Source organism: Halovivax gelatinilyticus (assembly GCF_024300625.1).
GTDB lineage: Archaea > Halobacteriota > Halobacteria > Halobacteriales > Natrialbaceae > Halovivax > Halovivax gelatinilyticus.
The window spans coordinates 2627922-2647937 of sequence record NZ_CP101322.1; the positions used below are offsets into that span (position 1 = coordinate 2627922).

General features: G+C 62.3%; 20 protein-coding genes. 8 read left to right on the plus strand and 12 right to left on the minus strand.

All coding sequences use genetic code 11. The features are described from left to right. Positions 1 to 38 precede the first annotated feature (38 nt). From NKH31_RS12480 to mvaD, 3 genes are all read right to left on the minus strand, one after another. Entirely contained in the window at positions 39 to 1178 is a 1140-nt protein-coding gene (locus tag NKH31_RS12480; RefSeq protein WP_254862124.1) for an NAD(P)/FAD-dependent oxidoreductase, read from the minus strand. Positions 1179 to 1237: 59 nt separating this feature from the next. Beyond that, a complete protein-coding gene (locus NKH31_RS12485; RefSeq protein WP_254862125.1) occupies positions 1238 to 1990 on the minus strand; it encodes a ParB/RepB/Spo0J family partition protein in 753 nt (250 codons plus the stop codon). Between the two features lie 114 nt (positions 1991 to 2104). Then, entirely contained in the window at positions 2105 to 3082 is a 978-nt protein-coding gene (gene mvaD, locus NKH31_RS12490) for a phosphomevalonate decarboxylase MvaD (RefSeq protein WP_254862126.1), read from the minus strand. Between the two features lie 142 nt (positions 3083 to 3224). On the opposite strand from mvaD, the gene nth reads away from it, so the two are divergent. The 3 genes from nth (at position 3225) to NKH31_RS12505 (ending at position 5444) form a co-directional block, all read left to right on the plus strand. Next, a complete protein-coding gene (nth, locus tag NKH31_RS12495; RefSeq protein ID WP_254862127.1) occupies positions 3225 to 3917 on the plus strand; it encodes an endonuclease III in 693 nt (230 codons plus the stop codon). A gap of 111 nt (positions 3918 to 4028) precedes the next feature. Then, the gene (locus NKH31_RS12500; RefSeq protein ID WP_254864810.1) at positions 4029 to 4262 is read left to right on the plus strand and encodes a hypothetical protein; all 234 of its coding nucleotides are present in this window, start codon (positions 4029 to 4031) and stop codon (positions 4260 to 4262) included. Positions 4263 to 4379: 117 nt separating this feature from the next. Next, positions 4380 to 5444: a polyprenyl synthetase family protein gene (locus tag NKH31_RS12505; RefSeq protein WP_254862128.1), complete on the plus strand. Its 1065-nt coding sequence runs from the start codon at positions 4380 to 4382 to the stop codon at positions 5442 to 5444. A gap of 12 nt (positions 5445 to 5456) precedes the next feature. Here the strand turns inward: NKH31_RS12505 and acs are convergent, their stop codons facing one another. Together acs and NKH31_RS12515 are read right to left on the minus strand one after the other, a co-directional pair. After that, positions 5457 to 7442: an acetate--CoA ligase gene (gene acs, locus NKH31_RS12510; RefSeq protein WP_254862129.1), complete on the minus strand. Its 1986-nt coding sequence runs from the start codon at positions 7440 to 7442 to the stop codon at positions 5457 to 5459. A 108-nt stretch (positions 7443 to 7550) separates the two neighbouring features. Then, positions 7551 to 7940, minus strand: coding sequence for a hypothetical protein (locus NKH31_RS12515; RefSeq protein WP_254862130.1), 390 nt, complete (start codon positions 7938 to 7940; stop codon positions 7551 to 7553). A gap of 218 nt (positions 7941 to 8158) precedes the next feature. Between NKH31_RS12515 and NKH31_RS12520 the strand changes: the two genes are divergently transcribed. From NKH31_RS12520 to NKH31_RS12530, 3 genes are all read left to right on the plus strand, one after another. Continuing rightward, positions 8159 to 8935 (plus strand): MOSC domain-containing protein, encoded by a 777-nt coding sequence (locus NKH31_RS12520; RefSeq protein WP_254862131.1) that lies wholly within the window; start codon positions 8159 to 8161, stop codon positions 8933 to 8935. A 62-nt stretch (positions 8936 to 8997) separates the two neighbouring features. Beyond that, positions 8998 to 9549: a class I SAM-dependent methyltransferase gene (locus NKH31_RS12525; protein WP_254862132.1), complete on the plus strand. Its 552-nt coding sequence runs from the start codon at positions 8998 to 9000 to the stop codon at positions 9547 to 9549. A gap of 321 nt (positions 9550 to 9870) precedes the next feature. Next, positions 9871 to 10698 carry a hypothetical protein gene (locus NKH31_RS12530; protein WP_254862133.1) on the plus strand — a complete coding sequence of 276 codons (828 nt, stop codon included), beginning with the start codon at positions 9871 to 9873 and terminating at the stop codon, positions 10696 to 10698. A gap of 27 nt (positions 10699 to 10725) precedes the next feature. Here NKH31_RS12530 and NKH31_RS12535 read toward each other — a convergent pair whose 3' ends face one another. After that, complete coding sequence (locus tag NKH31_RS12535) at positions 10726 to 11205, minus strand: DUF2914 domain-containing protein (RefSeq protein WP_254862134.1); 480 nt, start codon at positions 11203 to 11205, stop codon at positions 10726 to 10728. A gap of 241 nt (positions 11206 to 11446) precedes the next feature. After that, complete coding sequence (locus NKH31_RS12540) at positions 11447 to 13150, minus strand: methylmalonyl-CoA mutase family protein (RefSeq protein ID WP_254862135.1); 1704 nt, start codon at positions 13148 to 13150, stop codon at positions 11447 to 11449. A 197-nt stretch (positions 13151 to 13347) separates the two neighbouring features. On the opposite strand from NKH31_RS12540, the gene NKH31_RS12545 reads away from it, so the two are divergent. Together NKH31_RS12545 and NKH31_RS12550 are read left to right on the plus strand one after the other, a co-directional pair. Continuing rightward, complete coding sequence (locus NKH31_RS12545) at positions 13348 to 13764, plus strand: hypothetical protein (protein ID WP_254862136.1); 417 nt, start codon at positions 13348 to 13350, stop codon at positions 13762 to 13764. Further along, a complete protein-coding gene (locus tag NKH31_RS12550; RefSeq protein ID WP_254862137.1) occupies positions 13761 to 13958 on the plus strand; it encodes a helix-turn-helix transcriptional regulator in 198 nt (65 codons plus the stop codon). The genes NKH31_RS12545 and NKH31_RS12550 overlap by 4 nt, the downstream gene beginning before the upstream one ends. 17 nt (positions 13959 to 13975) lie before the next feature. Here NKH31_RS12550 and NKH31_RS12555 read toward each other — a convergent pair whose 3' ends face one another. The 5 genes from NKH31_RS12555 to NKH31_RS12575 all read right to left on the minus strand — a co-directional run bounded on the left by NKH31_RS12555 (position 13976) and on the right by NKH31_RS12575 (position 20014). Further along, complete coding sequence (locus NKH31_RS12555) at positions 13976 to 14824, minus strand: ABC transporter permease family protein (RefSeq protein ID WP_254862138.1); 849 nt, start codon at positions 14822 to 14824, stop codon at positions 13976 to 13978. Then, a complete protein-coding gene (locus NKH31_RS12560) occupies positions 14818 to 15951 on the minus strand; it encodes an ABC transporter ATP-binding protein (protein WP_254862139.1) in 1134 nt (377 codons plus the stop codon). Before NKH31_RS12560 ends, NKH31_RS12555 begins: the two co-directional genes overlap by 7 nt. 95 nt (positions 15952 to 16046) lie before the next feature. After that, positions 16047 to 16856, minus strand: a complete 810-nt coding sequence (locus NKH31_RS12565) for a CBS pair associated ParBc domain-containing protein (RefSeq protein ID WP_254862140.1) — start codon at positions 16854 to 16856, stop codon at positions 16047 to 16049. A 62-nt stretch (positions 16857 to 16918) separates the two neighbouring features. Further along, positions 16919 to 18385 (minus strand): DHH family phosphoesterase, encoded by a 1467-nt coding sequence (locus tag NKH31_RS12570; protein ID WP_254862141.1) that lies wholly within the window; start codon positions 18383 to 18385, stop codon positions 16919 to 16921. 69 nt (positions 18386 to 18454) lie between these two features. Continuing rightward, complete coding sequence (locus NKH31_RS12575) at positions 18455 to 20014, minus strand: NADH-quinone oxidoreductase subunit N (protein ID WP_254864811.1); 1560 nt, start codon at positions 20012 to 20014, stop codon at positions 18455 to 18457. Positions 20015 to 20016 lie beyond the last annotated feature (2 nt).

The following is a 20016-nucleotide window of genomic DNA, read 5'->3' on the forward strand; positions in this document are numbered from 1 at the left end:
GGCCCGCCCATTCGTGCAATCCGCCGGACCCGCGAGGATCACGGATTCAACTCGCTCGCCGCCAGTCGACCGGCGCGGGCGCGAGCGCCGATGGCCGCGAGGTAGCCCGCCCCGACCGTCGCTTTCGCCGCGCGAGCCGGCGCGCCGGTGATCACTCTCGAACCGAGTGTGGCGACCGCGTCGTCGCCGACGCTGACGATCCAGCCGGGAGCGACGAATCGAAACTCGGCCAGCTCGACGGCGTCCGGCGAGTTTCCGGTTCGTTCGCCGTCGATCAGTCGCGAGACACTTTCGGCGGCGGTCCGAGCTTGCCGGGTCGCCGCCTGCGCACTGGCGGGGACGACCTCGTCGTCCGCGTCGACGACGCGAGCGGCGTCGCCGCACGCGAGCGTTCGGTCGTCGAGTCGCAGGTCGCTCCCGACGGTCGGTCGCTCGCCCGTCATTGCCTTCCCGCCGCGAATGCCGCCCGTCCAGACGAACCCATCGTACCGAACGGGGTCGTCGTCGAGTCGTTCGATCGTCTCGTCCGTCGCGCCCGTGACGGCCGCGTTGGTTTGAACGTCGACGCCCTGTTCGGTCAGCGTCCGCCTGATTGCTGACTGGAATCGGTCGGGAAATCCCGGCGCAACCCGCGGCGCTTGCTCGAGCAACAGGATTTCGACGCGGTCTGGCACCCCCTCAGCTCGGGCGAGCGCGGCGAGTTCGCCGGCGGTCTGAATTCCCGAAAGACCGGCGCCACCGACGACGATCCGCGGCGCTTGCGTCTCGAGAGACGCGAAGAACGACCGGCGAATCGTCCGGGCGTGAGAGAGCCGTTTGAGGGGCGTCGATCGCTCGCGCACGTCCTCGAGGCCGTGAAAGGCCGTCGTCGCGCCGAGACAGACGACGGCGTAGTCGTACTCGATCGGTCCGGTAGAACAGGTGACGGTCCGTCGCTCCCGGTCGATCGATTCGACGGTCGCGACGTGCACCGTCGTCCGATCGAGTACGCTCGCGAGCGAGACGGTGATGTCGTTCGCGATCGCCGGCCGTCGGATCACCCGGTGAAGCTCGTGCTGGAGGACGTGATCCGGCGAGTCGTTCACGAGGGTGAGCGAAACGTCGGCGGGGACCGTCCGTTCGAGTTTCCTCGCAACCGTCAGGCCCGCGTAGCCGCCACCGAGGACGACGACGTGCATAGCTCGCTGTACGGGCCGGGGGACAGTAGGTCTAGGCGTGACCGCGGTCGTGGTTCGCGCTAGCCGGTATCGGCGAACTCCAGGTCCGCGTCGCGATCGGATCCGGCGCCGTCACCGATGTCATGGTCGTCTGCTTGGTCCTCATCATCACGTCCGTCCACTCGGTCCCCATCATCACGGTCGTCTGTTCGTTCCACCTCGGTTCGCTTGTCCGCTTGATCCCCGTCCGTCGAGACCCCGTCCTGGTGAGCCGTCGTATCACCGCTGTCAATTTTCGAATCCGAATCCTCTCCTGGGGCAACCTGATCCCGATGTGCGAGTTCGAACAGCTCTCTGGCCTCTTCGTCCGTCGCCTCGACGACTTCGACCGGGTGCGTCGCGAGTCCGACCCGTCTGCACGCTTCGATCCGTTTGTGCCCGTTTACCAGCTCGTAGCGTCCGCAACGCTCGTCGTCTATCGGGCGCACGACCGGGTAACTCCCGGTGAACTGGTCACGATAGGCGTAGCGCATGTCCTCGTCCGACGGCTCGAAGGCCTGATCGTGGTAGGGCGACGGTTCGATCTCGTCGACGGGAACGAGTTCGATCCGTTTTGACGGCGAGAGCGTCTCGACGACCTCGACGACCCGCACGTACACGGATCCGACCTTTCGGGTCTCGTCGTCGGTGATGTCGACGGCGTCGTGAATAACCAGGCTCGACCGCTTGTGGTGGATTCGGTCGACCCACCCCTCGTAGACGCGCTTCGTTCCGTAAACGCGGACGTACTTACCTCGGAAACTCCAGTCTAAACTGTTGTTGAAGGGATTCATTGGTAGTGGCGAGGGCCGATGGCGATTCGGTGTCGGTTGGGCATTGGCTTATCGGTGTCGATACCGTCAATGAAATAATGGGATCGAAGGTGCGATTGGCTACGGACGATCGGTCTAGAACAGGTGATCGTCTTCGAGGAGTTTCGCGGGGCCGCCGACACTCCAGGTCGTCGTCGAGACGCCGGTGTCGGAAACGGCCTCCTCGACTTCCTCGACGTATTCAGCGGTGGTATTGACGTAGACGCTCGCGCCGGTGTCGGTCGAGAAGTACGCCGGAATTCCTTCCTCGCGGAGCTCTCGAACCGTGTTGAAGACGGCGAGCGTGGCGGGTTGCCAGTAGACCCAGCCGTCCGGTCCGGTCATGGTCGTCGCGGCGAGGCTGAGCGAGTCGCGTTCGGCGAGTTCGAACGTTCGCTCGAAGTCGTCAGCGCGCAGGGCAGCTTTCATCTCGGCGAGCTGGTCCTGGACGAACGCGCGACGGGCGTCGAACATGTGGCTGTCGGCGGCTTCCTTGTGGGCGTCGTCGGTGTTCTTGTGGTACGGAACGAGCGCGACGACCGTTCGAAGGTCCTCGTGAAGCGTAGTCTGGAGGCGACGGGCGTAGCAGTCCTCGTCGGTGACGCCCTGAGTGAGAACGGAGAACGCGCCGGTAACCGCGCGGGCGGCCGAAGAGGAACCGACGCGGGCGATGGTCGAAATCTCCGCGGGCGAGGCGTCGAGTTCGGCGGCCTCGGCGAGTGCGACGGCGGCCGCGGCGAAACCGGACGACGAGGAGCCGAGCCCGACGTTCGACGGGAAGCTGTTTTCGGACTCGATCCGGCAGGGGTAGACGGTGTGAGCGGCGTCGGACATCCCGCGCGCCTTCTCGACGACGCGTTCGAGGCGGTCGAAACCGGCTCCCTCGAGTTCCTCGCCGTCGACGACGTAGGTGTCGTCGTCGTACTCCATCGAGAATTCGACGGTGGTGCGCGTGTGGCTGGGAGCGGTACAGACGCTGATACTGTCGTGGTACGGGAAGCGCTCCAGGTCGTCTCTCAGTCCGTGATACTTGACGAGCCCCTGGATCGGATGTGCCATTGCCGTCGCTTTCATACCGTCACACGGGGGTGATGGTCGCATAAAGGTCACGGCTTTCAGACCAACCGCGCCGATTCGGGTGGGATCTCGGTTACACTCCGGCAGAACGCGACGCGGACCGAACTCCTCAAATGCGTGGTCTCGCAAGAAACGACCAATGGGCGAACCGCACGACGACCCGGCGGAACAGGCGGAGACGGTGGTCGAGCGTCTCGAGGCGGAGTATCCCGATTCGACGATCTCGCTTCGGTACTCGAATCGACTCGAGCTGTTGATCGCCGTCATCCTCTCTGCGCAGTGTACCGACGCCAGGGTCAACGCCGAAACCGAGCATCTCTTCGAAACGTATCGGACCGCCGAGGACTACGCGAACGCGCCGCAGGAAGAACTCGCCGAGGCGCTAAACTCGATCAACTTCTACAACAACAAGGCGGGCTACATTCGCGAGGCCTGTGCGATCATCGTCGACGAACACGACGGTGCGGTGCCGGATACGATGAGCGAACTGACCGACTTACCCGGCGTCGGTCGGAAGACGGCGAACGTCGTCTTACAGCACGGCCACGACGTCGTCTGCGGGATCGTCGTCGACACGCACGTTCAGCGTCTCAGTCGTCGACTGGGCCTCACCGAAGAAGAACGCCCTGAGGCGATCGAACGCGACCTGGTCGAACTCGTCCCCGAGGGGTACTGGGTTCAGTTTACGCACCTCCTGATCGATCACGGACGGGCGGTCTGTACGGCTCGCAACCCAGAGTGCAGCGCCTGCGTGCTGGCGGACATCTGTCGGTCCGAGAAGGGTGACGGCGAGGTCGATCTCGCATCTGGTGAACCCTGGGCGGCGAAGTGATCGGCGGCCGCGCGACGTCCGACGAGTTGAAACAGCGAGACGCGAGCGTCGGGCTGACGCAAGCCCAAGCCCTTTTCCCGTAACCCCAGTACTGCCGCGCCGGTGACTGACATGGTCAACGAGAAAGACGAACACGGACTCGATGAGCACCCAGCGGCGGCCGAAGAGGACCGAGACGCCGAGGATGACGACGAGCTCCGGGCCGAACAGCAGGAGGCCCGGGAGAAGGGTGACGAGGAGGACCGCCGTCAGGATATCGAACACGCCTCGCAAGATCGCGAGACGGACGCCTTAGAGCACGCGAACCCGAATTACCACCGAGACGAACCGCCGGAGGACAGCTAGGCGGGGAGCTCACGCCCGCCCTCGCCGGGGGTCGGCGATCCCGTTGTCCGTCACGTCGGTTGACAGCTGCCGACGTGGAACTGAACCTTTTTCACCGCGGTCTGTGACCGAGCGAGTATGCAGGAGACGCTTGCGGAGTGGCGGCCGGCCATCGACGAGGCCATCGCCGAGGTGTTGCCGCGAGACGTCGACGAGGCCTACCTCGAATCGTACTTCGGCGAACCAACCTTTCAGTACGATCCCGAGGGGATCCAGCGAGCGCTCGCGGATCCGATCTGGGACCTGTTAGACCGCGGCGGGAAGCGCTGGCGCGCCGTCCTCTTTCTCGTCTTCGTCGAGGCGTTCGGCGAAGATCCCGAGGAATATCTCCCGTACGCGACGATTCCCGAAATTCTACACAACGGGACGATCATCGTCGACGACGTCGAGGACGAGGCCGAAGAGCGACGCGGCGAGCCGGCGTTACACCACCGATTCGGCCGTGATGTCGCGCTCAACGCGGGCAACGCGATGTACTTCATCCCCTTGAAGATCATCACGCACAACCCGGCCGATCTCCCGTCCGAGCAGCGTCTGGCCGCCTACGAGATGCTCATGCACGAACTGAACCGGACCCACCTCGGTCAGGGGATGGACATCTGCTGGCACAACGAGCCGGAGGTGCGAACCACCCGGGAGCAGTACCTCGAGATGTGCGCGTGCAAGACGGGCTGTCTGGGGCGGATCGTCGCCCGGCTGGCCGCGATCGTGACCGGACAGTCGGCGGACGTCGAACACCACGCCGCTGAGTACGCAGAGACCGTCGCCATCGCGTTCCAGATCGCCGACGACGTCCTGGACGTCGAACACTCCCTCGGTCGGGCGGGTGACTTCGGCAAGGCCTTCGGAAACGACATTCGCGAGGGAAAGAAGACGCTTCTGGTCTTACACGCCATCGAGGAGAGCGACCCCGCGGACGCGGATCGACTGGCCGAGATCATCGCCGCCGACGAGAACACGGACGAAGAGATCGACGAAGCCCTCACGCTCATCGAGGATTCGGGTGCGATCGAGTACGCCCGTGACCGGGCGGTGGGTCTCGCAGACACGGCAAAAGCACACGTCGACGCGCTCGACGCCGATCCAGCGGTAGCCGCAAAACTACGCTCGTTCGCGGACTTCGTCGTCGATCGAGACGTGTGAGCTATCGATCTGCTACTCTTCGCTCACACGCGATTGAATCTCCTCGACGACCGCGGGATTGCGAAGCGTCGACGTGTCACCCAGTTCGTCGCCGGAGGCGACGTCTTCGAGCAGTCGGCGCATGATCTTACCCGAACGGGTCTTTGGCAGTTCGGGCGTGAAGATGACTTCTTCCGGGCGGGCGATCGGGCCGATGGCGCCTTCGACGCCCTCGACGACGCGGTCGTACATGGCGTCGGACGCCTCCTGCCCGTCTTCTAAGATGACGTAGGCGTAGACGGCTTCGCCCTTGACGTCGTGGGTGCCGCCGACGACGGCGGCTTCGGCCACGCCGGAGACGCCGACGATCGCGCTCTCGATCTCCATCGTTCCCAGCCGGTGGCCGGAGACGTTGATCACGTCGTCGACCCGGCCGAGGACGGTGATGTAGCCGTCGTCGTCCAGTTTTGCGCCGTCTTCGGGGAAGTAGACCCAGTCTTCGGGATCGTCGCTGTCGGTGTCCGAGTACTCGCGCCAGTACTCGTCGATAAATCGCTCGTCGTTGTTGTACAGCGTCCGAAGCATTCCCGGCCACGGTTGCTGGACGGTGAGGTAGCCGGCGTTGCCCGGCTCGACGGGTTCGCCATCGGTATCGACGACCGTCGCGTCGATACCTGGCAGCGGCGGCCCGGCGGAGCCGGGCTTCATGGTGTCGATACCGGGAAGGGTTGTGACCATCATACCGCCGGTTTCGGTTTGCCACCAGGTGTCGACGATCGGGCACCCCTCGTCCCCGATGTGTTTGTAGTACCACTTCCAGGCGCGGGGGTTGATCGGCTCGCCGACCGTTCCGAGCAGGCGGAGACTCGAGAGGTCGCGGCGCTCGGGGTACTCGCTTCCCCACTTCATGAACGCCCGAATCGCGGTTGGCGCCGTGTAGAAGACGTCGACGTCGTTCGTCTCGACCAGTTCCCAGAGGCGGTCGCGCTCGGGGTAATCGGGCGTCCCCTCGTACATCATCGTCGTCGTCCCGAGCGCGAGCGGCCCGTAGACGATGTAGGAGTGGCCGGTGATCCAGCCGATGTCCGCCGCACACCAGTAGGTGTCTTCGGGCTTGACGTCTAGGACGGCCCGGCTCGTCCAGGCGGTGTACGCGAGGTAGCCGCCGGTGGTGTGCTTGACACCCTTTGGCTCGCCGGTCGTCCCCGAGGTGTACATGAGAAAGAGCATGTCCTCCGCGTCGCGCGAGACGGGTTCGACCGACGCGCCCGCGTGCTCGTCGACGAGGTCGCCGTAGTCGTGTGCGCTCGCACCGAGGAAGTGTTTCAACTCGTCGCCGAGGCGGTCGACGACGACCGTTTCGACGTCGTGATCGACGCCGCGAAGCCCCTTATCGGCCTTCTCCTTGTGGTTGAGGGCGTCACCTCGGCGGTAGTAGCCGTCGCAGGTGACGAGGTACTCGCTCTCGGCGGCGTTCATCCGAGTCGCGAGCGCGTCGGCCGAGAAGCCGGCGAAGACGACGCTGTGGGGTGCGCCGATGCGGGCGCAGGCGAGCATAGCGATCGGCAGCTCCGGAATCATCGGCAGATAGAGCGTCACGACGTCGTCTTCCTCCACGCCGAGGTCACGAAGGGCGGCGGCGAACGCTTCTACCTCGTTCAGGAGGTCGCCATAGGTGTACGTACGTGTCTCGCCCGGTTCGCCCTCCCACTTGATCGCCGCTCGATTCTTCGATCCGTTCTCGACGTGACGATCGAGACAGTTGGCCGAGGCGTTGAGCGAGCCGCCGGTGAACCACTCGTAGAACGGCGGATTCGAGTCGTCGAGTACCGTCGCGTACGGTTCGTCCCACGTGAGCAGGTCCGCGGCCGCTTCCCAGCACTCGGGCCACTCCTCGGCGAACGATTCGCGAACGTCGGCGTCCGTGACGTTGGCCTGGTCCGTAAACGATGATGGTGGATCGAACGATTCCTGCTCGGCGAGGCGGGCTTCGAGTTCCACCTCCGGTTCGTCACTCATGATCACGTGAACGTTCATCGAAGGGCTGGATAAACGTTCGCCCGGTCGAAGGTCCGTCAGCAATCGCCGCGGTCGAATGCGGATACTCGAACGCTACGGTCGGGTCGTCTACCTCGCCAGACTCGGCGTTCCGGTCTCGACGTAGTAGTCTTTCATACTGACTACGTAGGCCAGGATCGCCAGGTTGAGCGTCAGGCCGAACAGACCGAACATGCCGATTCCGGAGTCCACGACGCCGTAGACGCGAATCAGCGCGTCAAGTCCGAAGACGCCCATCGCGACGTTCCAGGCCCACTCCTGGCTCGTAAAGAGACCGTAGGCCGCGGCAAATTGACCGATACCAATCCCGAAGATCACGAGCGAGAGGATCATGTTTGCGTCGTCGCCGATGAGTCCCGAGAGCCCGAACGCCGCGAGGCCGATCAGAACCGAGTAGAGGCCGAACAGTATGGCTCCGATCGTCACGAGCACGACGCCGAGTGGTCGTCCGTCACTCATCGATCGTCACCGTCGATGCTGCTGTGGTCGCTTCGTTTCCTGTCGACATCGAATTTCAATCAGATTCAAGATATAAAAGAGGTTCTGGCCGTCTACTCCTTTGGCACTTTATACTAAAAACTCTGCCATTTAATTTCGTCCACGAATTATTTCCTGACCAGGGACGTAGCCACTCGGCGAAGCCAACGATTATCTTCGCGCCGCCGGTATCGATTCGCATGGCCGTCCTCGACCGACTGCGCGTCTACCCGGTGAAGGCGCTCGACGGGATCGACGTCGAGCGTGCGACGATAACCCCCGGCGGAACGCTCGCACACGACCGCGAATTCGCCATGTTCGACGCGGAAGGTGACGTCGTAAACGGTTCGCGCACGGCGCTCGTTCACGATCTCGCGACCGACTTCGACCCGGAGACGACGACGCTCTCGGTTCGCGATCCGGAGGGTGAGACGGTCCGATTCGCCCTCGACGATCCGGCCGAGCGAGAGCGAGCCCAGGCGTGGCTCGGTGGGTTCTTCGACCTCGATATCGTGCTCGAACGCGATCGACGACTCGGCTACGTCGATCGGCGGTCGATGGGACCGTCGGTGATCGCGACGGCGACGCTCGAGACGGTGGCTTCCTGGTTCGACGAACTGACGGTCGACGGGGTTCGCCGGCGGATGCGCGCCAACGTCGAGATAGGTGACGTGCCGGCGTTCTGGGCCGACCGCTTCGTCGGCGAGGACGCCCCGACGTTCGAGATCGGTGGGGTCGAATTCGAGGGCGTCACGCCGTGTGTCAGGTGCGTCGTCCCCGAACGCGATCCGGACACCGGCGAGCGGACGCCGGACTTCCGCCGACGATTCGTCGAAAAGCGCCGGGAAACCTTTCCCGAGTGGGCCGACGCGAACGCCTTCGAACACGACTACTCGCTGATGACGATCGCCCGGATTCCAGAATCCGATCGCGGCCGAACGCTCACCGTCGGCGACGAAGTGACGATCGCCGAGTGACGGTGCGAGTCGGCGACGACCCATCGGGTTGACGGTTCTCCGCGTCGAGGCTCGGAGTAGTCGTGACCGAAGACGAACGTCGCCGATGGAACGCCCGCGCCGAGCGTGGCGGTTACGCTCCCGGTCAGCGACCGGCGAGGGTCGTCCGGAGAGCGCTCGACGAACTTCCGGCTGGCCGGGTGCTCGATCTGGCAACCGGCGAGGGTCGAAACGCCATTTTCCTGGCCGACCGCGGCTGGACGGTCGATGCGATCGATATATCGACGGCCATGCTCGATCGGGCTCGCGAGCGCGCGCGATCGCAGTCGGTCGACGTGAACTGGATCCTGGCCGATCTCGACGACTACTGCTTCCCGGAGGGAGTCTACGACGCGGTGACGATCAGCTACTTCGACGCGCGTCACCGGCTTCCCGCGGTGAAAGCCGCCCTCGCATCCGGCGGCGTGCTCTGCTATCAGCACCACCTCACGACGGCTACCGACGGTCCGAGCGAACGCTACCGGTTCGAACCGGGAGAACTCCGGACGGCGTGTTCGGACCTCTCGGTCGAGCACTACGAGGAAGATCGAGACGGGAATCTGGTTCGGTTACTCGCGCGGCGAGTCGATCCGTGAATTTATGCCAGACCGATCTGTTCGGTGTACGAGCCGTGTTCGGCCTCGAAGACCTCCATGATCTCGCCCATCGTCGTGTAGGCCTTGACGTAGTCGATGTCGAATTTCTACTCCATACTTTCCATCAAACCACGCTAAGTTCGGGAAATCTTATAAATTCGATCTGAATATAATTGAACTTCCTAAATAAAAGAAGATTGAAAACAACTTTCACTAATTCGCCTGAGCCAAGAACCCATAGAAACCATAATTTTGCAAGCCTAATTCTAATAACTTTCAATCGGAAGATTTATATTAGAAGTTAGGATATTAGCACCTGCAATGTCTGAAAATGATGGCCAGATTGGTCGGAGAAAAGTGTTGAAATTACTGCCGGTAAGTGCACTACCAGCTTCAGGCCTCCTTGTAGGTACTTCTATGGCGACGGATCGAACTGAGAGCGTCAATACTGATTTCGATCCAACCAATGAACGAGAGGTAGCTGAATTTTTCGTGTCCGCAAGTGAAAGATCTGAATCGATACAGAACAAGTTGGGAAGCTCAACGAAGCAGAACGGTGTGCAGGACCGGACTGATGTCCTTCTGGAGTGGGCCAAGGAAATCGTCGACAATCTTTCCTCCGAACAAATTCAATCGGTTCTGGAACTTATTGACACATCTGAAATGATATTTGATAGCCACGCAACTATCAACAAATCGAAGGAGGAAAATGAGACGAATGGATGGGCCTTCGCTAGTTATGTAGATACTACTACGGCTTCCATCAGGGTCCCAATCTTAGGATACCGGGTCATTGATGTTCTGGATTTCACGCATGAAATCGAGTGGGAGTATAAGCCACTTGAAGGTGTACGTAACGTCTCAGCTCGAGCACAGGGCGAGGGGAGTTTTCATCCTCCTGTCCACACGACCTATCAAGGTGATGATGGTGAAGACATTCAAATCCGTGCAGATGGTAATTACTTTGTTTCTGATATGGAGGGTAGCTTTCGACGGTGTGCCATTTTTCCTAGCGGTACCACGTGTCCATTCACTGACCGCATGTATACACGGTTGGCTGGAAATTGGAACGGATCTGGAACGAGAACTCGTAGGGAATTTTATAGAGGGGGCACTTTTACAGAAGTAACTGTTCCCCATCGTCGGTAGATTTGTTTAAAACTTCTTTTATAGGAATTAAGGAAGGTTTCCGTCGTCGGTGTAACAGTTAAATCGAAATTCCATTGAGTCGAGAATTTCACCTTCGTGATCCCAGATTTCTACAAGAAAATTACCGTGTTGTGGCGGTGGTCCAATTTGGACAGCATATAGTTCACCTTCACCATCTCTATATCGGGGGTGTATATCTGGGGAGATCTCAGATGCATTCCTGTTGTCCCGTAGCGGAATGTCCGCGATCATGTCTCCGTCTCGATTGCGAATAATCATCGCATCTATTTCTTCATCTGCTGGAGAATCTTCTGAAACTAGAATCCCTAGTGAAATACTGTCTTCACCTTCTAGTGTCCCAACTTCTAATAGTATATCTGATGTTATACCTTCTCCGTATGTCGAACAAGTGGCTAATGACGAATCATCAAGACATCCGCTAATTCCAGTAGTTAGCGCTCCTACCAACACCGAAACAAAAACTCTCCTTGATGTAACAGACACCATATTTGGATGTAGCAATCCAGAAGAGATATTTCTGTTGGGTCGCTGCAGGCATTTAACCTTCTATCTACATATACTGTTCTCAAAACAATCATACAATACATGAATCTAACCGGACTATTGCTAAGAGGCCATCAGGAATTAGCAAAAATGTGGTAACTATCGTTGACCGTTGAATATGTCTCAACCGTCACAACGTCTGGTCAGCAACGATAGAACACTCGATGCAAATCTTGGCTGCGTCTTATGCCAGGCCGATCTGTTCGGTGTACGAGCCGTGTTCGGCCTCGAAGACCGCCATGATCTCGCCCATCGTCGTGTAGGCCTTGACGCAGTCGACGATGTAGGGAATCGTGTTCTCGCCCCGCTCGATCGCATCGCGAAGTTCGTCGAGCGTCTCCGCGACGGCGTCGTCGTCTCGCTCGTCTTTGACGTTCTGGAGGCGATTTAGCTGTCGTTCCTTGGTCGCTTCCTCGTCGACGTGGAGGATGTCGGGGCTGGTGTCTTCTTCGAGCGTGTACTTGTTGACGCCGACGACGACCTCCTCTTCGCGTTCGACGCGCTCCTGGTACTCGTAGGAGGCTTCCTGGATCTCGCGGAGGAAGAAACCGTCGTCGATCCCCTGAAGGATGCCGTCTCGCACAGAGCCGTCGCCCATCTCGCGGATCTCTTCGATGTAGCGCATGGCTCGCGCTTCCGTCTCGTTCGTGAGCGATTCGACGGCGAACGAGCCGCCGAGCGGGTCGACGATGTCGGCGGTACCGGACTCCTCGGCGATGATCTGCTGGGTGCGAAGCGCGACGCGGACGGCCTCCTCGCCGGGCAGCGCGAGCGCCTCGTCGAAGCTGTTGGTGTGGAGACTCTGGGTGCCGCCCATCACGCTCGCGAGCGCCTGGATCGTCACGCGAACGACGTTGTTGAGCGGCTGCTGGGCGGTCAGCGACTGGCCGGCGGTCTGGGTGTGAAACTTCAATCGCTTCGATTCGGGGTTCTCGGCGTCGTACCACTCGTCCATCACGTGAGCGTAGATGCGCCGGGCGGCGCGGAACTTCGCGACCTCCTCGAAGAAGGAGTTGTGGCAGTTGAAGAAAAAGGACAGACGTGGGGCGAACTCGTCGACGTCGAGGCCTCGGTCCATGGCGTCTTCGACGTAGCCGAAGCCGTCGGCGAGCGTAAAGGCGAGTTCCTGGATTGCTGTCGATCCGGCTTCGCGGATGTGGTAGCCCGAGACGGAGATGGGGTGGAACTTCGGCGTCTCTTCGGCGCTGAACTCGACGACGTCGGTGACGAGCGAGAGCGAGGGTTCTGGTGGAATCACCCACTCCTTCTGCGCGATGAACTCCTTGAACATGTCGTTCTGGAGGGTGCCGCGGATCTCCTCGCGCGGAACGCCCTGCTGGTCGGCCAGCGCGACGTACATCGCGTAGATGACCGGCGCGGAGGGGTTGATGGTGAAGCTGGTCGAGATCTCTGAGAGGTCGATACCGTCGAAGAGGATCTCCATATCGCGCAGGGTGTCGACGGCGACGCCCTCTTTTCCGACTTCGCCCTCGCTCATCCGGTGATCCGAGTCGAGCCCCATCAGCGAGGGCATGTCGAACGCCGTCGAGAGGCCGGTCTGGCCCTGATCGATCAGGAAGTGAAAGCGCTCGTTCGTCTCTTCTGCGGTACCGAATCCGGCGAACTGACGCATCGTCCAGGTTCTGCCGCGGTACATCGTCGGGTACGGCCCGCGGGTGTAGGGTTGCTCGCCGGGGAAGCCGAGGTCACCGTCGTAGTCCAGGTCGCCGACGTCGTCGGGCGTGTAGAGTCGATCCACCTCGAGGTTCGAGACCGTCGCGAACCGATCCTGTCGCTCGCCGAACCGATCGAGCACGGGTTCGAGCGTCTCGGATTCCCACCGGGACTCCGAGTCGCGGATCGAAGCGAGTTCCTCGTCGTCGTACATGAGACGAGGTTACACAGGAATCGACATTAGCCTTCGGGAACGGTCCGAATATGCGGTAGATCTTCGCCGACGAGTCACGCCGGAACCGACGGGTAGAGAGGGTGTGTGACCTGTTCAGACGGCCGATGCTGCCAGCGGATCGTAACGATTATTACGCGGTGTAAAGGACGCTTTACTGTAAAGGAGACTTTCCACACATGCCAATACCCGAAACGCTGTCCGGCTATCCGCCGGAAACGTACAAGCGAGCATCGAACGCGAGTTACGCCGTGGGTATCGTCGGACTCGTCGCTGCGACGCTGTTCGGATACGAACTCGTCGGATTCGGCGTGTTCGTTCTGGGACTCGTCTTCGGAATGACGCTTCCCGCCTTGAGCGAACGGACCGTCCACGACGAGCGCGACGAAGAACACCTGGCCGAGACGGGTGGGATCGTCCTGTCGGTCTGGGGAATCGGTGGGCTCGTCGTCTTCGTCTCGATGGGCTTGCTCGAAGCTCTCGAGCAGTTCTCGCCCAGCAGCGAACTGAACGCCGCGTTCTACACCTGGAGTGCGTTCTGGGTGTTCTTCACGATCACACACGTCTTTACGCTCGTCCGCCGCCGGTACCGATGAAGAACGATCTCGCCGAACGTCGGGCCGACTCGGGCGAGAGTCAGGCCGACCTCGCGGCGGCCGTCGACGTCACCCGGCAGACGATCAACGCGATCGAGCGCGGCCGATACGATCCCTCGCTCGAACTCGCGTTCGCGCTCGCGGCCCACTACGACAGTTCGATCGAGGACATTTTCGACCCGGACATCGAGTGACCTCGCGCGAACCGACCTCAGTAGTGGCCCATCACGCCGAGTCGACGGGCCCGTCGTACACAGAGGTGAAACGTCAGGTAGCCGGCGCAGAGGTACAGCAACCCAGCCGCCGTGAGGATAGCCAGATCACCAGCCTGGAACTCCCAGAGTGCGACGTTCTCGGTCATCGACGCGTGTAACATCGCACTGCCCTGGCTCAGCGGAAGCAGCCCCATCAGCCGAGACGTCTCCGTCGCGGGTACTGCAATCAGGCCGATGAAACCGAACTGCATGATCTGCTGGACGTTCTCGATTCGTTTGTACAGCAGCGAGAGTCCGGCGAACAGAAAGCCGATGCCGAGCACCGACGCCACGGCGAGCACCGTGATCACGGTGATCGTGAGGACGTCGATCGAGAGCGCGCGATCGGTCGTCGCGAGCATCACCGAAAGGAGCACGAACGAGAGCCCGACGCTGAACGCCACGTTCCAGACGGACTTGACCGCCATGACCTGGCCGATCCCGTGAGGCGACATGAACAACTGTTCTAAGGTTCCCCACTGGGCTTCGCGCTGGATGTCCTGTGCCGTCGCGAAGAACGCGGCGAGGCTCGCTGTAAAGAGGAAGAATCCGACGACGATCCCGTCGAGCGAGCTCTCGATCGCGGGCCCGGCCGCGGCCTGCCCGCCGTAGAAGATCATCGCGAAGAAGACGTACATCGTCACGAGCAGCATGGAGGTGTTGATCCAGTAGCGTTTGAGCAGGATGAGTTGCTTTGCGAACACCGCTCGCGTGAGTCGTCGCGTCGCGATCAGTCGTCCCGTCTGCTCGCCGTCGGTCGCCTCCACGGTGGACGCAGGATACCCGTGTCCGCTTTTCGTCACCACCGATCCCCTCCGTTCGTCGCGCCGGTGTTCGAGTCCGTTTCACTCCCGTCCGTCTCGTCACGCTCGGGTTCGGCTCGTTCGTCGGTGATCTCGAGGAACACCTCCTCCAGGTCCGGTTCGAGCAGGTCGACCGACCGAAACGCGGCGCTCGAAGACTCGATCGTTCGCATCAGGTCGTGAAACTCCGGGCCGCGGACCGACGGGAGGTCGAACTGCGTTTGCCCGCCCTGTTCGACCCACTCGGTCGCCTCGAGGTCGGCTTCGAGCGCATCCTTCGTCTCCGCGGCGAGCGATCCGTCGAGTCGAATCCGGTAGGACTGGGTGCGAAACACCGACAGCAGTTCGTCGATCGAGTCGTCGGCGACGATCCGGCCCTCGTTCATGATCACCACGCGATCGCAGACGGCCTCGATGACGTCCATGTCGTGACTCGAGAGGACGACGGTTCGATCCTCGCGCTCGACCAGCCGGCGCAGTTCCCGGCGCAGGTCGAGCGAACTCTCGACGTCTAAGCCGAGCGTCGGTTCGTCTAAGAAGACGACGGGCGTCTCTCGGACGAGCGTACAGGCGAGCGACGTCTTCTGTTTCATCCCCCGGGAGAGTTCGTTGACGGTCGCGTCCGCCTTCTCGGTCAGGCCGACCTGCTCGATGAGCGCCTCGATCCGGTCTTCGTCGACCGGTCTGTTCGCGAGTCTGGCGAAGAATCTAATATTTTCTCTGACCGTCAACCGCCAGTAGACGTTTCGGGCTCCTTCGAGCATCGCGCTGACCCGCCCGTACCCCGCCCGCGGCGAGTCGACGACGTCGACCTCGCCGATCCGCGCCGACCCGTCGTCGGGAAGGATCAACCCGAGCAGGAGCTTGATCGTCGTGGTCTTGCCGGCCCCGTTCGGCCCAAGTACGCCGACGGCCGTCCCCCGTTCGATATCGAGGTCGAGTCCGTCGACGGCCGTCACGCGGTCGTCACCCGATCCGTACGTTTTGGTGAGGTTCGTCGCTTCGACCACGGCGTCGTCCGTCTGCCACGTTTGCTCGCTCGCTGCCCGTGGGGTCCCGTCGATCGCTGACCCCACGGCCACGCTGTTACGGGGAGGGTTGGACTGATCTGGCTCTACGGTTTCGCTCATTCACTCGTGGACACGAGTAGTTGGCCTATAATCATTTGCCGAAGGCCGCTTCTGTTTGGTGTATTACATGCTGGCCGCCGACGGCAGGCGACGTCTCATTCACCTTCGGCCTGCAATCGCTTCGTCGTCTCGACGAGCGGGTGTCTCGCGTAGTCGACGACCTCGATATCGTCCAGCGAGTCGAGATCCTCTTTCCTCGCCGTTCGGGCCATCCCGAGATCGATGGCCTGGTGCGTTTCGATGACGTAGGCGTCCATCTCGTCGATCTCGAGGCGGTCGGCGGCGAGCGTCCGATGGTGACCGTCGGCGAGCAAGAGCGTGCCGGCGTTGTCGATCACGACGAGCGGTTCGGCCAGCCCGTGTTCGAGTTCGTAGCGCCGTCCCTCTAATTCGTCGGCGTAGACGCGTCCCTGCGTCGGGATCAGTTCCGAGAGCGGAACGGTCCGTCGCGTCTCGTCGAATTCGACGCCGTGGATGTTCTCTAGCGTGCGGATGAGCTTTCCCACCTTTTCGGGCGTCGCGCGCTCGATCTGACTGCGGATGACGTCGGCGTTCGAGATGATGCCGACGAGGTTTCCCGCGTCGTCGACGACCGGTAGCTTCTGGATGCCAGACCGGAGGATGACGCGGGCGGCGTCGGTCACCTTCATCTCCGGGTGGGCGACGATCAGGTCCGTCGTCATCACTTTCCAGATGGGTTCGTCGTCGTCGGCGAGGAGGAGGTCGCGGGCGCTGACGAATCCCTCGACTCGTCTGCGCTCACAGACCGGGTAGCCGCTGTGGTTTTCGCTCTCGGCGATGCGGACCGAGACCGCCTTGACGGTCTCGTCGGGCGAAACTGTCGCGACGTCGGGGGTCATGTACTCGCCGACCTGGGGCTTGCTTCCACGCCACGCCTCGTCCATACCGGGTGGTCGTGCTCACGGGCAAAAAACGTGCGCGTTACGCGACCGTCGTCTGACCCCGATTAGACGCCGTCGGCCTCGAACAGGACCTCGCTCTCGCGGGTGTACGAGCCCACGGGCGTACCCGGCTGACTCTCGACCGCCTCGATGAACCGCTTCTCGACGACCTCCTCGACGGCCTCGACGATCGCGTCGGCGTGGACGTCGCCGTCATCGACCCGTCCCAGCACGCCGATCTCCAGTTGCGCGCCGGCCATATCGCTGTGTCCGCCCGCGCTGCCGATCGGTTCGAACGCGTCTCGGATCACCTCGCCGAGATCGAGTTCTCGATCGCGTGAGCGCGCCGAGAGGTAGACCATCTCCGCCATAAACCCGTAGACGAGCGTCGTCCGAATTCCGTCCATCGAGAGCAACCGATCGGCCGCCTGCGGGAGCGCGTCTCGGCTAGCGATCCGCCCGGCACTCGCGACGACGACGTCGTCGTACGTCGACCGCCCTTTGATCGCCCTGGCGATCGTCTCGAAGGTCTCTGCGTCGATCGTCGGCTGCTCGATGCGTTCGAGCATCGCCCGATCGACGTAGGGTCTGAGCGTCGCCGCGGCTCTGAAATCGAGTGCCGTCGTCTCGCGGGTGAAGTCGTTCGTGTCGATCCGGATGCCGTACAGGAGTGCGGTGGCCGTCTTCCGGTCGAATCCGGTCTGAAACCGCTCTACGTACTCGGTCAACACGGTGCTGGTCGCGCCGGCGATCGTTCGGATGTCGACGAACCGGCCGGCGACCGGTCCACGCGGCGGGTGGTGATCGATAACGATGTCGACATCCGCGTCCGCCGGGAGTCCGTCGTTGATCCCGGGTCGCGAGTGGTCGACGAGTGCGATCGCCTCGTAGGCGTCGATATCGGACGACGCCTCTAGGGTTACGAGATCGAGATCTAGTAAGTTGACCATCGCCCGGTTCTCCTGGTGTGAGATCTCTCCGTAGTAACAGGCGTCGGCTTCGAGCCCGACCGACTCGGCGAGGCCGACGAGGGCGACTGCGCTCGCGATCGCGTCGGGATCCGGATTGTCGTGGGTGACGACCGCGAGCGGCCCGTCGATCGACGTCAGGACGTTCCGCAATCGACGAGCGGTCTCGGCTTCGGGGCTAGCCGCCCGATCGAGCACCCAGTTCGCGATCGCCCGCGTCGGCTCGACGACGTCGTTTGCGACCGCGTCGAGTCGTCGTCGCGCGTCAGCGGTTGGATTGCCCCCGATGTAGACGGTCAGTCGTGCTGCCGGGAACGCCTCTCGTGCGGCTTCAGCCGACTGCACGTTCCGATCGGTTCGATCCCCGGCGACGAGGACCGACCGCGGCGGGTCGAACGAGGCGATCGTCGATTGATCCGTCGGATCGCCGCGCTGGGCGGCGATTCCGCCCGCTCTGAGACGCTCGACCGTCTCCGGATCGTCGACGAGACAGGTTGTAGACTCGACGGCCTCGACGAGACGCGCGCCGACGTCGCCACAGCCGAGAACGAGCCGAGGTACCATCGTCGCCGGATTGGGTCCTGGCCCGTAAAAGCTATCCGGCTTTCCGGGCTCGAAAACTGGATCGGTCGATCAGGACAAGATCGCGCCGGCCGCGTCTATCGCCGCCTCGGCGACGGGTCCGAAGCCGGGCAGGATGGCGACCGTCATGACCGCCGCCGCGAGCACCGCCGCGTAGAGGCCGATCGGTCTGGCGAGTGGTTCGCGTTCTGTGAGCGGCTCTTCGATCCAGACGGCCTTTACGAGTCGCGAGTAGTAGTACAGCGAGAGCGCGCTGTTAACGACGAGAGCGGCCGCGACGATCAGCATCGCCGTACTGCCGACGCTGATCGCCCCCGTAAAGAGGACGTACTTGCTCCAGAACCCGCTGAGCGGCGGAACGCCCGCCAGGCTGAACATGAAGATCGTCAGCGCCAGACAGGCCATCGGGGCGCGTCGACCGAGACCGTTGTAATCTGCGAACGTCCGGCCGACGCCCCAGTACTCGGCCAGGCCGACGAAGAGGAACGCGCCGGTGTTCATGAAGGCGTAGACGAACAGGTGCATCAGCGCGGCACCGAGCACGAGGTCGCCCGCGCCGGCACCGGCCCCGGCCAGGCCGATAAGCGCGTAGCCGGCGTGACCGATCGACGAGTACGCGAGCATGCGCTTTACGTTGTTCTGGACGGCCGCGGCGAAGTTTCCGACCGTCATCGTGACGACGGCGAGCACCGCGAAGACGAGCGTCCAGTCGAAGCCGATCACGGCCGCCGTCGCCTCTAACGGGAACGCCTCGGCGAAGACGCGGATCGTGATGACGAATCCGGCCGCCTTCGACGCCGACGAGAGGAAGGCGGCGATCGGTGCCGGCGCCCCTTCGTAGGCCTCCGGCGCCCAGAAGTGGAAGGGAACGCTCGCCATCTTGAACGCGAACCCGCCCAGAATCATCAGGAGGCCGACGCCGAGAATGCCGGTGTAATTCGCCACGTCGTAGGCCTCGCCGGTGACCGGGTGCTGGCCGGTCTCGCCGGAGATGGCGTCGGCGATTATCTCGAGGTGGAGGCCGCCGGTCGCCCCGTACACCAGGCTGATCCCGTAAATGAGGATCGCCGACGAGAGCGCACCCAGCAGGAAGTACTTCATTCCCGCCTCGACGCTCCCGCGGTTGTCCTTCAAGATGGCTACCAGGGCGTACGACGGCAGGCTCGCGAGCTCGAGCGCGATGAAGACCGTCACGAGGCTGTTCGCGGCCGCCATCGTCGCCATGCCGGTCGCCGCCAACAGGACGAGCGAGTAGTACTCGGCCTGGTAGGCGTGGCCGTCCATGTAGTCGTAACTCGCGATCGCGACGAGCGCCGTGACGATCGCGGTGACGATCATGAAGAACAGCGCCAGCTGGTCGACGACGAGCTGGTCTGCGAAGACGCCAACTTCGCCGAATCCGTCCGGCTCGGGCGTGCCGACGCCGGCGAGCAGGAACCAGACACCGACGACGAGCGAGCCGATCGCACCGACGACGGTCGTCCCCGCGAGCAGCGAGCGGTCGGTCGATCCGGGGTTGATACTATCGAGCGTGAAGACGACCAGCGCGGCCAGCGCAAGGATGAGCGCCGGTGCGAGCGCGGTGATGTCGGGTAGCTGAATCGGTTCTATCA

Bases quoted from the DNA above. Each gene is read 5' to 3' on its own strand.
- NKH31_RS12515 (WP_254862130.1), bottom strand. From the start codon at position 7,940: ATGAGTGACGGACGACCACTCGGCGTCGTGCTCGTGACGATCGGAGCC.
- NKH31_RS12520 (WP_254862131.1), top strand. From the start codon at position 8,159: ATGGCCGTCCTCGACCGACTGCGCGTCTACCCGGTGAAGGCGCTCGAC.
- NKH31_RS12565 (WP_254862140.1), bottom strand. From the start codon at position 16,856: ATGGACGAGGCGTGGCGTGGAAGCAAGCCCCAGGTCGGCGAGTACATG.
- NKH31_RS12540 (WP_254862135.1), bottom strand. From the start codon at position 13,150: ATGTACGACGACGAGGAACTCGCTTCGATCCGCGACTCGGAGTCCCGG.
- NKH31_RS12530 (WP_254862133.1), top strand. From the start codon at position 9,871: ATGTCTGAAAATGATGGCCAGATTGGTCGGAGAAAAGTGTTGAAATTA.
- NKH31_RS12505 (WP_254862128.1), top strand. From the start codon at position 4,380: ATGCAGGAGACGCTTGCGGAGTGGCGGCCGGCCATCGACGAGGCCATC.
- NKH31_RS12485 (WP_254862125.1), bottom strand. From the start codon at position 1,990: ATGAATCCCTTCAACAACAGTTTAGACTGGAGTTTCCGAGGTAAGTAC.
- NKH31_RS12500 (WP_254864810.1), top strand. From the start codon at position 4,029: ATGGTCAACGAGAAAGACGAACACGGACTCGATGAGCACCCAGCGGCG.
- NKH31_RS12480 (WP_254862124.1), bottom strand. From the start codon at position 1,178: ATGCACGTCGTCGTCCTCGGTGGCGGCTACGCGGGCCTGACGGTTGCG.
- nth (WP_254862127.1), top strand. From the start codon at position 3,225: ATGGGCGAACCGCACGACGACCCGGCGGAACAGGCGGAGACGGTGGTC.
- NKH31_RS12560 (WP_254862139.1), bottom strand. From the start codon at position 15,951: ATGAGCGAAACCGTAGAGCCAGATCAGTCCAACCCTCCCCGTAACAGC.
- NKH31_RS12545 (WP_254862136.1), top strand. From the start codon at position 13,348: ATGCCAATACCCGAAACGCTGTCCGGCTATCCGCCGGAAACGTACAAG.
- NKH31_RS12570 (WP_254862141.1), bottom strand. From the start codon at position 18,385: ATGGTACCTCGGCTCGTTCTCGGCTGTGGCGACGTCGGCGCGCGTCTC.
- NKH31_RS12550 (WP_254862137.1), top strand. From the start codon at position 13,761: ATGAAGAACGATCTCGCCGAACGTCGGGCCGACTCGGGCGAGAGTCAG.
- NKH31_RS12535 (WP_254862134.1), bottom strand. From the start codon at position 11,205: ATGGTGTCTGTTACATCAAGGAGAGTTTTTGTTTCGGTGTTGGTAGGA.
- mvaD (WP_254862126.1), bottom strand. From the start codon at position 3,082: ATGAAAGCGACGGCAATGGCACATCCGATCCAGGGGCTCGTCAAGTAT.
- acs (WP_254862129.1), bottom strand. From the start codon at position 7,442: ATGAGTGACGAACCGGAGGTGGAACTCGAAGCCCGCCTCGCCGAGCAG.